The organism is Pseudomonas sp. DG56-2 (assembly GCF_004803755.1).
Lineage (GTDB): Bacteria > Pseudomonadota > Gammaproteobacteria > Pseudomonadales > Pseudomonadaceae > Aquipseudomonas > Aquipseudomonas auratipiscis.
This window is the reverse complement of the sequence record NZ_CP032311.1, coordinates 3,251,493-3,266,931: the sequence shown is the minus strand read 5'-3', so window position 1 is coordinate 3,266,931 and position 15,439 is coordinate 3,251,493. Positions and strand designations below refer to the sequence as shown.

The 15,439-nt window shown below is 60.0% G+C and carries 10 protein-coding genes; 5 read left to right on the top strand and 5 right to left on the bottom strand.

Annotation, left to right across the window (positions count from 1 at the left end):
- Positions 1–34 precede the first annotated feature (34 nt).
- A complete protein-coding gene (locus tag D3Z90_RS14620) occupies positions 35–1,981 on the bottom strand; it encodes an alkyl/aryl-sulfatase (RefSeq protein ID WP_136476735.1) in 1,947 nt (648 codons plus the stop codon).
- Between the two features lie 309 nt (positions 1,982–2,290).
- On the opposite strand from D3Z90_RS14620, the gene D3Z90_RS14615 reads away from it, so the two are divergent.
- From D3Z90_RS14615 to D3Z90_RS14605, 3 genes are all read left to right on the top strand, one after another.
- A complete protein-coding gene (locus D3Z90_RS14615) occupies positions 2,291–4,207 on the top strand; it encodes a DUF1302 domain-containing protein (RefSeq protein WP_136476734.1) in 1,917 nt (638 codons plus the stop codon).
- Positions 4,208–4,235: 28 nt separating this feature from the next.
- On the top strand, positions 4,236–5,609 hold the full coding sequence (locus D3Z90_RS14610; protein ID WP_136476733.1) for a DUF1329 domain-containing protein: 1,374 nt from the start codon (positions 4,236–4,238) through the stop codon (positions 5,607–5,609).
- A gap of 971 nt (positions 5,610–6,580) precedes the next feature.
- Entirely contained in the window at positions 6,581–9,112 is a 2,532-nt protein-coding gene (locus D3Z90_RS14605) for a LuxR C-terminal-related transcriptional regulator (RefSeq protein ID WP_168198470.1), read from the top strand.
- On the opposite strand, the gene D3Z90_RS14600 is transcribed toward D3Z90_RS14605, so the two are convergent.
- From D3Z90_RS14600 to D3Z90_RS14590, 3 genes are all read right to left on the bottom strand, one after another.
- Positions 9,113–9,637, bottom strand: coding sequence for an AAA family ATPase (locus D3Z90_RS14600; RefSeq protein WP_136476731.1), 525 nt, complete (start codon positions 9,635–9,637; stop codon positions 9,113–9,115).
- A gap of 293 nt (positions 9,638–9,930) precedes the next feature.
- Positions 9,931–11,133 (bottom strand): MFS transporter, encoded by a 1,203-nt coding sequence (locus D3Z90_RS14595; RefSeq protein WP_136476730.1) that lies wholly within the window; start codon positions 11,131–11,133, stop codon positions 9,931–9,933.
- Positions 11,134–11,161: 28 nt separating this feature from the next.
- Positions 11,162–12,373, bottom strand: coding sequence for an MFS transporter (locus D3Z90_RS14590; RefSeq protein WP_136476729.1), 1,212 nt, complete (start codon positions 12,371–12,373; stop codon positions 11,162–11,164).
- A 136-nt stretch (positions 12,374–12,509) separates the two neighbouring features.
- On the opposite strand from D3Z90_RS14590, the gene D3Z90_RS14585 reads away from it, so the two are divergent.
- Both D3Z90_RS14585 and D3Z90_RS14580 read left to right on the top strand, forming a co-directional pair.
- Complete coding sequence (locus D3Z90_RS14585) at positions 12,510–13,097, top strand: TetR/AcrR family transcriptional regulator (protein WP_136476728.1); 588 nt, start codon at positions 12,510–12,512, stop codon at positions 13,095–13,097.
- A 252-nt stretch (positions 13,098–13,349) separates the two neighbouring features.
- Positions 13,350–14,507, top strand: coding sequence for an HPP family protein (locus tag D3Z90_RS14580; RefSeq protein ID WP_136476726.1), 1,158 nt, complete (start codon positions 13,350–13,352; stop codon positions 14,505–14,507).
- Here the strand turns inward: D3Z90_RS14580 and D3Z90_RS14575 are convergent.
- Positions 14,481–15,347, bottom strand: a complete 867-nt coding sequence (locus D3Z90_RS14575; protein ID WP_136476724.1) for a LysR family transcriptional regulator — start codon at positions 15,345–15,347, stop codon at positions 14,481–14,483. The two genes, D3Z90_RS14580 and D3Z90_RS14575, sit on opposite strands and share 27 nt — an antisense overlap.
- Between the last annotated feature and the right edge of the window lie 92 nt (positions 15,348–15,439).

Sequence of the window (15,439 nt, the reverse complement as noted above, 5' to 3'; positions counted from 1 at the left end):
CACCCTGATGTTGCAGGGTGGGCAGTTGGCGGGTTTAGGGCGTAACGATGTTGAACCAGAAATTGAAGTTGTCCAGCAAGCCGGTAAAGTCGCTGAACGCTTGCGGCTGGCCTTGCAGTTTTACCTCGCCTGCCTTGATTTTCTGCTCAAGGGTTCCCTGGCCCATCTGGATACCGAGCAGGGTACTCATCTTCAGGGTCAGGCTGGCATCGGCGTTGTCGGCTGCCTGATCGCGGTAGTTGAGGACACCGTTCTCGACCCGCAGGTTGTAGTGCTTGTCGAGGTCGGTGAAATTGAGGTTGAGGGATATTTTCTTGCCTGCCGCTGCCGGGCCGTTCAGACGTACGGCCAGGTAGTCGAAGAGCATTTCCGGGGTCATGGCGCGGATCATGTCGGCGCTGGCTGTTTTCATTCCCGCACCTTGCGGCACACCATTGCGCAGTTCATAGGCACCTTGCAGGTACACCGAGCGCCAAGGACCGGCTTCGGCCTGATAGCCCAGTTGCTCGTAGGTATCAGCCAGGAGTTCCTTGGCCTGCTGGTTGTGCGGGTCGGCAAATACCGCATGTTTGAGCGCTTCGGCGACCCAGCGGTATTCGCCTTTGTCAAAGTCGAGGCGAGCCTTGTGCAGCAGCTCAGCCGAACCGCCCATGTACTCGACGTACTTCTTCGCGGCGGGCACCGGCGGCAGGTTGTCCAGGTTTGAAGGGTTGGCGTCGTACCAGCCCATGTAACGTTGATACACCGCTCGCGCATTGTGTTTCAGCGTGCCGTAGTAACCACGGTTGAACCACTCTTGATCCAGCTCCGGTGGCAAGGTGATCGCATCGGCAATCTCTTCGCCGTTGTAGCCTTCGTTCATCAGGCGAACGGTCTGGTCGTGAATGTACTTGTAAAGGTCACGTTGTTTACCGAGAAAGCGTTCAATGCGCTCCTTGCCCCAGGTCGGCCAGTGATGGCTCTGGAACTCTACATCGACCTTGTCACCGTACAATTCCAGGCTTTGTTCGATGAAGTGTGACCACTGCAGTGCGTCGCGCACTTCGGCACCGCGCAAGGTGTACACGTTGTGCATCTGCCGGGTGACGTTCTCGGCCATCCACAAGGCCTTGAACTGCGGGAAGTAGGTGTTCATTTCCGTCGGTGCTTCGGATCCAGGGGTCAGCTGGAACACCATTTTTACCCCGTCAACCGTAAGCTCCTGGCCGGTCCTGGTAACTTCCTCGGTGGGATGGATCAACGAAATCTGGCCCGTGGAAATGGTCTGGCCGAGCCCGGCAGACACGCCACCCTGGGCGTTGCGTGGCAGCATCGCACCGTACATGTACACCGCGCGTCGCGACATGGCGTTGCCGGCGATGATGTTCTCACTGACGGCATGTTCGGCGAAGTCAGGCGGTGCAATTATCCGCACCTTGCCGTCCTTGACGTCCTGTTCATTGATGATGCCGCGAACACCGCCGAAGTGGTCGGCATGCGAGTGACTGTAGACGACCGCGACAATCGGTTTTTTCCCCAGGTGCTCCTCTACCAGGGCCAATGCCGCCTTGGCGGCTTCGACCGAAAGCAGGGGGTCGAACACGATCCAACCGCTCTGGCCTTCAATGAAGGTGATGTTGGAGAGGTCATAGCCGCGCACCTGGTAGATCTTGTCGGTGACCTTGAACAAGCCGTACTGCATGTTCAGTTGCGCGATGCGCCACAGGCTCGGGTTGACGCTGTCGGGCGCGGCCTTGTCCAAGCCGATGAAGCGCTGGTACGACGCCATGTCCCAGACCACTTTGCCATTGGCATCACGGATGCTCAGTTCCTTGGGCTGGGCGATAAGGCCACGCTGGGCATCTTCGAAGTCCTGGCGATCGTTGAACGGCAGCGCCTTGAGTACTGCAGCGTTGGCCTGGCGAGTGGCCTCGGTGGCAGGCTTTGGTGCCTGGGACTCGGCATGGGCTGCCACTGCAAACCAGGGTAATGCCGCTGCCATCGCAAGGGCCCTGGACGATCGGGTAGAGAACATGAATCACCTGTGATTGAGGGGACAAATATGTCTACCCCGCACCTTAGGTACTCGGTCTACATCTTCCAATACTGATAAAGAGTGACTCAGGGGATGATTCTCTTGTGCCATTGCCCGGCGCGCGAGGGATCTCTGAACGGTGTCCGTACGCTGCGAAAACCCTCACTCTTTGGGATGAATTCCAATATCACTCCTTCGCCTGTTACCTCGGCATCCTTGAATCATTAGCGTTGGCCACCGATTCACGCCGATTGGAAAACAGCAGGGATTAGTCGCATGACTACAACAATAAAACGCGCACGGTTCCAACTCAGTGCCTTGGCCAGCACTATCGCTTTAAGCGTCGCCGGACAAGCCCAGGCCGTCAGTTTCACCCTCGGAGAAATCGACGGGCAGCTTGATTCGTCGCTGTCGGTGGGGGCCAGTTGGTCTACGCAAAGCCCGCACCAAGGCTACATTGGCGGTCACAACGGCGGCACCGGGCTTTCGCAGACCGGTGACGATGGGCACCTTAACTTCAAACAGGGTGAAACCTTCTCGAAGATCTTCAAGGGGATCCACGACCTTGAACTCAAGTACGGCGATAGCGGCGTGTTCGTGCGCGGCAAGTACTGGTACGACTTCGAACTCAAGGACGAAGAGCGCCCATTCAAGAACATCGACGACCATGGTCGCAAGGAAGGCGCCAAGTCTTCCGGGGCGCAACTGCTCGATGCCTTCGTGTACCACAACTACATCATTGGCGAGCAACCCGGTTCGGTGCGCCTGGGCAAGCAGGTAGTGAGCTGGGGCGAGAGTACGTTTATCCAGAACAGCATCAACTCGGTGAACCCTGTCGATGTCTCGGCGTTCCGCCGTCCGGGGGCGGAGATCAAAGAGGGATTAATCCCGGTCAACATGTTCTATGTGTCCCAGAGCCTGACCGACAGCCTGTCTGCTGAAGCCTTTTATCAGCTGGAGTGGGACCAGACCGTGGTTGATAACTGCGGCACCTTTTTTTCGCAGACTGACGTGGTCGCTGACGGTTGCACCGGCAACCTCAATGTTCTGACGCCGCAGCTTGGGGCGTTTGGCGGACTGCTGGGTTACCAGACTACAAGCGAGGGCGTGGTGATTCCGCGGGGCGGCGACCATGATGCGCGCGACAGCGGCCAGTGGGGGGCGGCGCTGCGCTATATGTTCGAACCGCTGGACACCGAGTTTGGCGCCTACTTCATGAACTACCACAGCCGCGCCCCGTTTTTCAGTACCCAGGCTGCCAGTCAGGCCGACTACCAGCAATCAGCGGGAGTGCTGGCCGGTGCGGTCCCCGGAATTCCGGCTGCGGCCCGCCCGGGTGCCGCCATTGCCAACGTGGCCGGGGGCAGCCAGTACTTTATTGAGTACCCAGAAGATATCCGCCTGTACGGACTGAGCTTTGCCACTACCTTACCAACCGGCACGGCCTGGTCCGGTGAGATCAGCTACCGCCCCAATGCGCCGCTGCAACTGAATACAACCGATGTGCTGTACGCCGGTGTGCGTGGCATTGCCGGGATGAATCCGGCGTTTGCCCCGTTTGGCCAGTACTCGCTGCTGGGCGGGGACCCGGCATCGATTCCCGGCAGTACCCTGCACGGCTACAACCGCAAGGAAATCACTCAACTGCAAACCACTTTCACGCACTTTTTCGATCAGATCATGGGGGCGGATCGCCTGACTCTGATCGGGGAAATCGGCGTGGCCCACATCGGCGGATTGGAGAAAACCTCCGAGGCACGGTACGGCCGTGATCCGGTGTATGGCCCAGGTGCGCTGCCGGGGGTACTCACCGGTGGCCAACCCTCTTGCCAGGCGATCAATACCGGCACCTATAGCGGTACTCCGGCAGCGGTGAATACGGGCAAATACTGCAATGACAAGGGCTTTGCCACCACCACCTCATGGGGTTACCGCGCAAGAGCCATCTGGGATTACTCCAACGTGTTTGCCGGGGTCAATCTCAAGCCGAGCGTAGCCTGGTCACATGACGTTGACGGTTATGGCCCCAACGGCTTGTTCAACGAAGGTGCCAAGGCAGTCAGCCTCGGCCTGGACGCCGAATACCGGAATGCCTACAGCGCAGGTATTTCCTACACCAACTTCTTTGGGGGTGATTTCAACACCACCACTGACCGCGATTTCCTGGCGCTCAGCCTGGGCATGAGCTTCTAAGCATCAACACCGAATGAGGATTACAGTCATGTCGAACAACCCATACCTGATACATACCGGTGCCTTGCTGCTCAGTCTGTTGGCCGGCAGTGCCATGGCCAGCGTCACGCCTCAAGAAGCTGAGAAACTCGGCACCAGCCTGACCCCCCTGGGCGCCGAGAAAGCCGGGAACGCCGATGGCACGATCCCGGCCTGGACCGGTGGCCTGCCCACCAACGCCGGCGCAGTGGACAGCAAGGGCTTTCTGGCTGACCCGTTTGCAGACGAAAAGCCACTGTTTACCATCACTGCGCAAAACGCCGCGCAATATAAGGACAAGCTCTCCGCCGGACAGTTGGCGATGCTGGCGCGCTACCCGCAGACCTATAAGATCCCGGTGTACAAAACCCATCGTACCGCCGCAGTACCCGATGAAATTTATGCCGCTGCCAAGCTCAGTGCGCTGAATACCGAAGGGATCGATGGCGGCAACGGCCTCAAGGGATTCAACGAAAGCCGTTACTACGCATTCCCACAACCCAAGTCCGGGGTGGAAGTGGTGTGGAACCACACCACCCGTTATCGCGGCGGCAACATCAAGCGCCTGATGACGCGGGTTCAACCACAGGCTAACGGCGCCTTCAGCATGGTTGAGTTCGAGGACGAAATTTCGTACCCAGCAGAGCTGAAGGATCAGGACAAGAGCAAGGCCGGCAATATTCTCTTCTACTTCATCCAGCGGGTAACAGCACCTTCACGCCTGGCCGGCAGCGTACTGTTGGTGCACGAGACCATCGACCAGGTCAAGGAGCCTCGCCTGGCCTGGCTCTACAATGCCGGGCAACGCCGGGTACGACGCGCCCCGCAAGTGGCATACGACGGTCCGGCGACGGCCGCTGATGGCCTGGCGACCTCCGATAACTACGACATGTTCAACGGTGCGCCGGATCGCTACGACTGGGAACTGGTCGGCAAGAAAGAGATGTACATCCCATACAACAGCTACAAGCTGGACTCGCCGACACTCAAATACGCCGACATTCTCAAGGCGGGGCACATCAACCAGGACCTGACGCGTTATGAGCTGCACCGAGTGTGGGACGTGGTCGCCAAACTCAAACCTAGCGAGCGTCACGTCTATGCCAAACGCCACATGTACTTCGATGAAGACAGCTGGGAACTGGCCGAGGTTGATCATTATGACGGTCGTGGCCAACTATGGCGTGTAGGGGAAGGGCATATCCAGCAGTACTACCACAAGCAGGTACCCGGCTATACCGCTGAAACTCTCTACGACCTGGTGGCTGGCCGTTATTCGGTGGTGGGCCTGAAGAACGAAGCCAAGCGCAGTATTGAGTTCGGCTTCCAGAGTGTTGCAGCCAACTACACCCCTGCAGCATTGCGTCAGGCTGGGGTTCGCTAAGGCCTTGAGCAAGGCGACCGCGAATGCCTCCTGGAGCGGTTAAAGGTTCGACGCTGGTATTTAAGGCAACTCTGGGTTGCCTTTTTTTTGGTTCTTCACGGAATCACGGGAACTGCGGAATGTGGCTCCAGTGGCGATGGGCATATCCGTTTGATGGGGTGGCACTACTGGCTGGTTTCGCCCTTACGGCGACCCACTTTTGTCGGGGCAAAAGTAGGCAAAACCCCTTGTCCCTGCATCCGGCCCTACGCTGCGCTCCGGGTTCCCTCATTCCACCCTTGCTCCCGTGGGGACCGCGCCGAAGGGCCGTCCCTGGCCCTGCGGCGCTCGCCGGCCATCCATGGCCGTCGCCCCACTACGCAAGGGTTCCATTCGGCCTACTGAAGGGACGATTTGTGGCGTCTGCACGATTTGTGTAGGTAGAAGCACAGCAACGGCAACGGCAACAGCGAGGTGCTGGTGTGCAGCTTTTGCTTTTGATCTGGCGTTTCGTACATCGCCAGTTCAGACACCTGGATCGTCCCTTCAGTAGGCTGAGTGTAGGTATTGCGTAGTCGGGTGCAGGCCATGGATGGCCTGCGAGCACCGTAGGGCCAGGACGGCCCTTCGGTGCGGTCCCGACGGGAGCAATGCCGGAGCGAAGGGACCCGGAGCGCAGCGTAGGGCCGAATGCAGGGACACACGGTTTTGATTCCTTTTGCCAAGACAAAAGGGATGCGCCGTAAGGGCGCAAAGGTGACTGCAAACCGCCCATGCCAATGGATCAGCACCTGGTTGTATGTGTCACCGACTACGCAATTGGCCAACAGCGGCGCCACATTGAATGGATAAGCTCGCAAACTCAAATCCCAGCCCAGTCCAAAGTTCATACCCCGGGATTCCGTGAAGAACTTTTTTTTGTATCAAAATTTGCGTTGGCGCGCGGTGGTCTGCACCATGTTTGTATACAGAACAAGAAATTGAACGTGCCAATGTCCCAGCCCAACCCTCATTTTTCTTCCCTCGCCGGTCTTGCCCGACTCGCGCCGGGCCACGTTTCGCGTCCGCGCCTGAGCGAGGCACTGCTCAGCGCCCAGTGCCGCTTGCGCTTGCTCTGTGCCCCGGCGGGCAGCGGCAAAAGTGCACTGTTGAGTGAATGTGCCCAGCACTGCCCGGCAGATACTCGAGTGGTCTATCTGAATCTCCGCGGCAAGGCCATTGGTGCTGAGGCCTTCAGGCAACAATTGGCGCAGGCCCTGGGCGTGTCCGCCAGCGACCCCCAGCAGCTCAAACGTCAACTCGACAACGCCGGCCCCGGCTTGTGGTTGGTGATCGACGACTACCCGCGGCTGCCCGATAGTGACCTGGATGCGCTGCTCAACGAGTTGATCCTGGGCGCGGGCGCACACGTCAACTGGTGGTTGGCCTGCCGCCGCCGGCCGGCCTTGCAACTGACGCGGTTGCTGCTCGATGGTGATCTGTTCGAGTTAGGCAGTGCCGAGCTTGGTTTCAATGAGCACGAACTTCACGAGCTGTTGCAGCAACGCATGCTGCACTGGTCGTGGCCGGTTATCAGTGATGTGCATAAGGACTCGCAGGGTTGGTGCGCCGGTATACGCTTGTACGTGCTGGCGTTGAAAACCCAGACTGAACCGCCGCCTTTCGATTCACTCAATGCAGTGCTGTTCGAATATCTGCGCCGCGAGCTGCTCGACGACCTACCCGAGCAGTGGCGTCAGGCCCTGTTTACCCTTGCGCAACTTCCGTACTTCGACGCAGGCTTGTGCGAGCATCTACTCGGCGTCGGCGAAGGTGCCGGTTTGCTTGAGCAGCTGAGCGCTTGCGGGTTGTTCATCGAGTCGGTGCGCAGCGATGCCCAGGTCTATCAAGTGCATCCCGCGGTCAAGGGGCCACTGGCCGGACAATTGCCAGAGACCCTGGCCAAGGCTGTGTTTCGCCGGGCCTGCCAGTGGTACGTGAACCAGGATAACGTCCGTCTGGCGCTGGAGTACGCGGTGCGTGCCGAACAACCCGAGATGGCGGCCAGCCTGATGCAACGTTTTACCGGCGACTCCTTGTTGCAGGGCCGCAGTCTGGCGCAACTGATGCAATGGCGCCGTGAATTGCCGATTGAGTTGTTAACCGGCAACCCGCGCTTGTTGATACTCAATGCCTGGGCGTTGCTGCTCAGCGGCCGACTCGACGAAGCCCAGAGTTACACCGAGCAACTGGCGCGCTTTGTGCCGCAACCTGATGCTGGCCGTCAGTTCGAACTCATCGCCCAGTGGAAGGCCCTGCGCGGCAATATTGCCTTTCACCGAGGACAGGGCGAACAGGCTCAACGTTGGCTGAGCGAGGCGGTTGACGAATTGCCCGAACGGTCGTGGAGCCAGCGCCTATTCAGCATGGCATTGCTGGTGGAGTTGGCGCTGATTGCGGGGCATCTGGATCAGGCCCTGGAACTCAACCGCCAGGCCACCAAGCAGGCGCGCCAGCATGCCAGTCTGGCAATGGAAAGCGTAATGGCGCTGGGGCATGTCAAACTATTGGAAATTCGCGGTGAACTGCTGCGTGCCGAGACCTTGCTCAAGCGTCTGTACACCGAGTTGTCAAATGCCTGGGGTGCTGAAGCGAGCCCCATGCGCGGGCGGGTACAACTGCGCATGGCGTCTATCCTGGTGCAGTTGGGACGTTATCCGGAGGCAGAACAGGCGTTTCACGCGGGGATGCAGGAGTGCCAGTTGTGCGAAGACCCTGCAGCATTCTGGGGGTACTTGGGCCTGGCCGAACTCGATGCTGTGCAGGGCGATCTGTCTCGTGCGTTTTCGCGGATTTCCGATGCCGAGCGCGCTATGCAGTACAACCTGATCAACGAAACGCTGTACCAGGGCTTGGTGCTGCGGGCCAAGGCACGCCTCTGGTTGCGCCAAGGCCGCGCGGCGCAAGTGGAGAAAGCACTGGCCGCGTTACCCAAGGCCGCTTTGAGCTATTCACCCTACGGCGCACCTGATCTGCACCTGCGCTTGTACCTGGTGCAACTGCAATCGAGCATTGCCACCAACGTGATCGAGCCGGCCCTGGACCCGCTTGTGCAGTTGCACGCGCTGGCGCAGCAGCAAGGTCGCCGCGCCCTGGCCTGCGAAGTGGGATTCAGCCTCGCCGAGGCATTGCACGCCGCCAACAAGCCCGCACAGGCCAAGCAAACGCTGCTGGATGCGCTTGCTCAAGCCAGGCACATGGGCTTGGCGAGTGTCGAGCGTGCATTTGCCTTGCGCAACCCGGCGCTGGCGCGCTGGGCCGGCGAAGCCAACAGCAATGAAAGTGAACCCGCTGCATTGTTGAGTCGGCGGGAAATGGACGTCCTCAAGCTTATCGCCCAGGGGTTCTCCAACCAGCAAATTGCCGAAAGCCTGTTTATCTCCTTGCACACGGTGAAAACCCACGCCCAGCGGATTAACTTCAAACTTGGTGTGGAGCGCCGCACCCAGGCGGTGGCCAGGGCCAAGCAACTGGGCCTGAACTGATCAGCCGGGCAGGGCTGCGGGCGACTGCAGGAACGCGGCAATCTGCCGGGCACCGCGCAAGTGAATCACCGGCACCTGTGGTCCTACGGTTAGGCGCACCGCTTCGATAGAAGGGCGATAGTCGCGGTCGAAGCGCCACACGTACTTGAGAAAGTTGAGGAACTCCCTGTCGAGTTTCTCGTTGCAGCCTACCGGCATATCGGCGCGTGGCCGATTCAGGGCACTGCGCATCCCTACCCTGACAAGGCAGGTGAGGCGGGGCGTGTCCAGCCAGATGACCAGCTGCGCGCGAGGAAGACGCAGGTCAAAGGTGCGCCGGGCATAGTTGCCCTCGCAGATCCAGGCGTCCGCCGCCACTGCCGTGGTAACCCGGGCGCGGAAGGCCTGGGCGTCGGGCTCTGTCCAGCCAGGTTCCCAGAACAACCTGTCCAGATGTACCACCGGTACGCCCAGGCGCTTGGCCAAGGCTCGCGCCAGAGTCGACTTGCCACTGCCGGAGTTGCCTAGAATGACGATACGCGGCATGGGGGAGTCCGTTCCGAAAAAAGTCGGCGATTGTGCCGCTTTTACCGGTGCAGGAGAAGAGCGTCAGGCCTTGCTGCTGGCACGCGCGAGGCGCGATGGTTGCAGACCCAGGGCGCGATATTGACCTGGGCCGAAGCTGGTCGGCGTCGATAATCTGTTCTACTGGCATCAGCAATCGGTCAACCATCCGGCCCGTGATGCGTTTGTCGCGCTGCTGCGCACGAACTGAGCATCGGCGACTGTCGGTGCAGCCTGCGCATGGCTCGCACCTCCTGGTTGATCGCCTCGGCAAGCTAGTGTGAGTCGGCGATTTCCTGCGGGGCTTTGCTCATGCTCATGGCAAGCGCCAGTAGCAAGGCAATCGTGGCAGAGCCACCCAGTAGGTAGAGGTTTTCCCTCAAGCCCAAGCTGTCGACGATTTGTCCGCCTGTCCATGATCCCGCCGCAATGGCGATATTGAATACGCTCACATACAGCGCGGTCGCGATTTCCAGCCCCCGGGGTGCGGCTTTCATTATCCAGGTCATCAAGCTGACCGAGACGCCGCCGTAGGCCAGGCCCCAGGCCAGCAGCACCAGACCACCGCCCAAGTGCGAGCCGCCGATGCTCAGGAACAGGGCAGGGGTCAGCAGCAGGCCCAGGGCAATTGCCATCAGGGTTTGCGCTGTGCGCCGTGCTGCGATGATCCCGGCCAGGAAGTTACCGGCGATACCGGCAATGCCGTAACCGAACAACAACGCGCCAATCCATTGTGCCTCGAAGCCCGATACGGACATCAGCAGCGGACGCACGTAGGTAAAGGTGGCGAAGTGGCCGGCGACCAGCATCAGGGTCAGGCCCAGGCCATATTGCAAGCGACGATTGCCAAACTGCTGAAGGAACAGGCGCACGCTGGCAGAACGCTCGACGGTAAGTGCGGGGATGAAAGCGAGGTGCAGCACCAGCACCACTGCATTGAGTGCGGCCATGGCGCCGAAAGCCCAGCGCCATCCTGCGAAGTCACCAATCAGTGCCCCAAGCGGCACGCCGAGAACCGAAGCGGCTGCTACCCCACCGAAAATGATCGATGTTGCCAGTCCGATGGCGTCGCGCCGAACGAGCCGCGGTGCCAAGCCGCCAGCGATGGCCCAGATACCGCCCATGCACAGGCCGACGACAATCCGCGCCGCGAGCATCCAGACAATGTCTGGCGCGAGTGCCGAGGCGATGTTGGCCAGCATCAGCAGTCCCAGCAATGCGCATAGAATGGTGCGTCTCTCGATACCGCCAGCGGCGATGATTACCACCGGCGCGAACAAGGCCGCGAGCAGTGCCGGCAGCGATATCATCAGCCCGGCAGTGCCGGTGGAGGTGTCCAGGCTAGCGGCAATGGTTGTCAGCAGGCCCACAGGCAGCATCTCGGTTGTCACCACAGAGAAGGTGGCAAAACCGACAGCAATCACTGCCAGCCAGGAATGTGCTGTAGAGGAGGTGTTCGTGGTTGCAGATGTACTCATGATTCAAATCCTTGAAATGCATTAACGTCTATCCCGCAACCGCCGGTGATAGCTGATCATTGGCGCGCAAGCGCTGATAGGCACACAGTGCCACCAGCAACAACAAGGCTGCGGCGCAGAGTGCGACGTTGAATCCTGCCGGGGCGCTCCAGCTGTCGACGACCTGACCGGACGCCGCCGCTCCCAGGGCTACACCAACATTCAGTCCGGCCAACAACCAGGTCATGCCCTCAGTCAGTTGATGCTCGGGAACCAGACGTTCCACCAGCGACATGGCCACGATCATGGTGGGGGCAAAGAACAACCCGGCTACCAGTACGGTGCCTGCCAAGGTCGCAATACTGCCGGCCAGCAGCAGGGGTAGTGTCGTTGCCGCCGTGGCCAAACTGCCCAGCAACAACAGACGGTGCAAGGGCATCTGTAGCTTGAGGGTGCCGAACAGCAGCCCGGCCAGGCATGAGCCGCCCGCATAGGCGGACAGCACCAGACTGGCCGCAGCCGGTTTACCCAGTTGTTCGGCGAAAGCCACGCTGACGATGTCCACGGTGCCGACGATGATGCCCATCGCTACCATCAGCAGCGCCAGCAACCCTACATTGGCGATGCCGATCACCGATTTTCTGTTTGGAATTGCCGTACTCTGATTCAGGACCGGTGGTTCGCTGCCGCGCTGGGCGAGCAGGGCGAATACGCCGAGTATCAGCAGCACTGCCGCTGCCAGCAGGCCGGCCTGCGCGAACATCGTCACCGATAGCCCCACGGCCAACGGCGGGCCGGCAATAAAGGTAGCTTCATCGAATACAGTTTCCAGCGAGTAGGCCGTCTGCAAGCGTGGCTGGCCACGGTAGATCGCCGTCCAACGGGCACGCACCATTGCCGACATGCTGGGCATGAAACCGGTCAGCAGCGCGCCCAGGAACAATGTCCAGTCGGCGGCTTGCCACCAGGCGCTGGCAAGCACGATCAACATACCCATGACACTGATGGCCGTTGCTGCAGGCAACACACGGCGTTGCCCATGGCGATCTACCAGGCGGGAGACCTGCGGTGACAGCAGCGCATAGGTCAACACAAAGGTGGCCGATACGGCCCCAGCAAGCGCGTAGCTTCCGCGCAATTGCGCGAGCATGGTAATGATGCCGATGCCCGTCATGGGCAGAGGAATACGTGCAAGCAGACCCGCCAAGGCAAAGCCTCGTGTGCCGGGTGCAGCGAAAAGCTGTCGATAAGGGTTGGCCATCTGGTTCTCCGCGGAGCGATTGCTTGCCTTGGCGTGGCAGTATGATGACAATACATACGTGACGTATGAATAACAGCGTATATACATACGCGGTGAATGTAAACAAACATGCATGGCGTATGTAAGGAGAAACGCAATGGCCCGCCGTACCCGCGCCGATATGGAAGAAACCCGCGCCACCTTGCTGGCGACCGCTCGCAAGGTATTCAGTGAATGCGGCTATGCCGACACTTCGATGGATGACCTTACCGCACAGGCAGGCCTAACTCGAGGAGCGCTCTATCATCATTTTGGTGACAAGAAGGGGCTGCTGGCGGCAGTAGTAACACAGATCGACACCGAGATGGATGCGCGCCTGCAGGCCATCTCTGACAGCGCCGAGAACCCTTGGGATGGTTTTCGCCACCGTTGCCGTGGCTATCTGCAAATGGCCCTGGAACCGGAAATCCAGCGCATCGTGTTGCGCGATGCGAGGGCAGTACTGGGTGGCGCATCGCCGGATTCGCAGCGCCATTGCCTTGAATCGATGCAGCATCTGATCGCTGATCTCATCGAGCAGGGCATGCTGGCCAAGGCCGAGCCTCAGGCATTGGCCGCATTGATCTACGGCAGTCTGGCGGAAGCGGCGTTCTGGATCGCGGACGGTGAAGACGGTACTGCTCGATTGGCGCAAAGCGTTGCAGCGTTGGAGTTACTGTTACGTGGCTTGCTGCTCAAACGTTAGATGTGTGCGACGCTGCCGGCCCAGGCTTGGCGCGGCCACAACATAGTCACGCTGCAAAAATATTGCACTCACCCCTCATTTTTTTGAATTACCACCCCCTGCGTCATCCCCGGCAGAATCCCTCTCCACGTATGACCTGCAAGTCCAAAAAATTCCATCTCCATGGACGGAGCCCATTAGGTATTGCCCTCGCGATACTCAGCCCGGCCCTATTGGCCGGGCTTTTTTTACTGCCAGGTAACTTTTTATCCCATGTCTTCGCGCAGTCTGAACAACTGGATTACCCGGCTGTTGCCGGCCCCGCTGAACATCCCCCCAAAAGAATGGTTACGCGCAGGCGTGGGGGCATTGCTTGGTCTGTTTCTGGCTGGTGCTGCCAGCAGTTACGCCTTTGGTAGCGAAGTAGCCTTGCACTTGCTCGGGCCGCTGGCGGCCTCGGCTGTGTTGCTGTTTGCCGTGCATTCCGGGGCGTTGGCGCAGCCTTGGCCCTTTGTCGGCAGCTATGCCTGTGCGACCGTAGTCGGCCTGGTGCTGCACCATTGGCTGGGTTCGACGCTGTGGGTGGCAGCGTTGGCACTTGGCTTGTCGTTGTTGGTGATGTGCCTGTTGCGCTGCCTGCATCCCCCGGGCGGCGGCGTCGCCGTCAGCGTGGTTCTGCTCGATCCTTCGCTCACTGCGCTGGGCGACAAGGTGTTCGAGCCGATCATGCTCAACGCTTTGGTATTGGTTGGCGTGGCGGTGATTTACAACCGTCTTACCGGGGTTCGCTATCCGAAGATGGCGGCGCTACGAAAGGATCTGCATCACACCGCCGATGTGTCACCGGGTGAGCGGGTCGGCGTCAGTGGCGCAGACCTGGATCAGGCGCTGGAAGAGTTGGGCGAGTTTGTCGACATCACCCGCGATGAGCTTGAGCGGATCATCGCCGCCACTGAACAGCATGCGTTGCAGCGTAGCCTCGGTGGCATCACCGCCGCTTCGGTCATGTCGCGGGACGTGCAGGAAGCCACGCCGGGAATGACCTTGCAGCAGGCCTGGAAAGCGCTCTCGCGCCATCACTTGAAAGCTTTGCCAGTGCTGGATGAGGCGCGGCAACTGGTGGGCATCGTCACCCTCAGCGATCTGGTCGGTGCAGTCATGGCGCAACAGGGGTTCAGTTGGCGCGGCCTGGTGCGTCGTCGCCAGGTGCGGGTCGAGCAGATCATGAGTCGACCGGTCATCACCGTGCGCAGCAAAGAACCGGCTGTCGCGTTGATTCCTCTACTCAGCGAACAAGGGCTGCACTGCCTGCCTGTGCTCGAGGGGCAGCAGTTGGTGGGGATGATTACGCAGACTGACTTGATTGCCGGGCTCAAGCGGCACTTGCTCAGCACCGCAGCACATTCAGATGATCGGGTCCCAGCGTTGTGACCAGTCGCTGTCACCGTCAGCCACCACCTGGCGCAATATTCTGAAGGCTTGTTGCAGGGCTTCAGTATCGCGCTCGCGGGCGTGTACCAGGTAGGTGGGGTAGGTGAACTCCGGCGCCTGCGGCACGCGCTCGAAGATACCGCTGTCCAGGTAGCTCTGTACCACCCGGGTGCGGAAATAGCCGCTGCCACCGTTTTCGAGGATGAACTGCAGCGCCAGGGGGCCGAGGTTGAAACTCAGCGCCGGGCGCGCGCACTCGGGCAAGGCAGCGTCATGCTGACGGCGGAAGGCCTGGCCCCAGTCGATGTAGATGTAAGGCTCGGGTTTGTCCTTGCGGCGGATACGGATGAGCTTTTCTTCCATCAGTTGCTCTACCTGCAAGCCGGGGCCATAGGTAGGCTGATATACCAGTACCGCGTCGAGTACACCCATTTCCAGCTTGCGCAGCAATGATTCGCCGTCGCTGACTTCGTTGCGAATGGCATGGCTGGGCATGCTTTGGTGCAAGGCGCTGACCCAGTCGAGCACCATTGGATTGCCCAGACTCACTTCGCCGCCGATGTGTAGTACCTGATGACACCCTTCGGGTAATGGCAGGTCGCGGCGGGCGGCTTCCCAGGTTTGCACCAACTGATTGGCGTAGACCACGAAAGCTTCGCCATCGGCAGTCAGACTGGCACCGCTGCGGCTGCGAATGAACAGTTGGCAGGACAGTTGCTGTTCGAGCTTCTGCACGCGGGCGGTGATGGCGGTCTGGGTGACATGCAGGCGTTCGGCAGCGGAAACCAGGCTGCCACTGCGGACAACTTCAAGAAAGGTGCGGGCGAGCTCGATATCCATGGGGTTGCCGGATGGTAAAGGTTGCCCATTCTAGAGTGTTTGCACTGAAATGGGGCGGCTCCGGCAGTAATATTGCTTCGCGATCATCCGGC

Excerpts from the sequence above, each read along its gene's own strand:
- D3Z90_RS14610 (WP_136476733.1), top strand. The coding sequence starts at position 4,236 with ATGTCGAACAACCCATACCTGATACATACCGGTGCCTTGCTGCTCAGT.
- D3Z90_RS14595 (WP_136476730.1), bottom strand. The coding sequence starts at position 11,133 with ATGAGTACATCTGCAACCACGAACACCTCCTCTACAGCACATTCCTGG.
- D3Z90_RS14590 (WP_136476729.1), bottom strand. The coding sequence starts at position 12,373 with ATGGCCAACCCTTATCGACAGCTTTTCGCTGCACCCGGCACACGAGGC.
- D3Z90_RS14620 (WP_136476735.1), bottom strand. The coding sequence starts at position 1,981 with ATGGCAGCGGCATTACCCTGGTTTGCAGTGGCAGCCCATGCCGAGTCC.
- D3Z90_RS14575 (WP_136476724.1), bottom strand. The coding sequence starts at position 15,347 with ATGGATATCGAGCTCGCCCGCACCTTTCTTGAAGTTGTCCGCAGTGGC.
- D3Z90_RS14605 (WP_168198470.1), top strand. The coding sequence starts at position 6,581 with ATGTCCCAGCCCAACCCTCATTTTTCTTCCCTCGCCGGTCTTGCCCGA.
- D3Z90_RS14615 (WP_136476734.1), top strand. The coding sequence starts at position 2,291 with ATGACTACAACAATAAAACGCGCACGGTTCCAACTCAGTGCCTTGGCC.
- D3Z90_RS14585 (WP_136476728.1), top strand. The coding sequence starts at position 12,510 with ATGGCCCGCCGTACCCGCGCCGATATGGAAGAAACCCGCGCCACCTTG.
- D3Z90_RS14600 (WP_136476731.1), bottom strand. The coding sequence starts at position 9,637 with ATGCCGCGTATCGTCATTCTAGGCAACTCCGGCAGTGGCAAGTCGACT.
- D3Z90_RS14580 (WP_136476726.1), top strand. The coding sequence starts at position 13,350 with ATGTCTTCGCGCAGTCTGAACAACTGGATTACCCGGCTGTTGCCGGCC.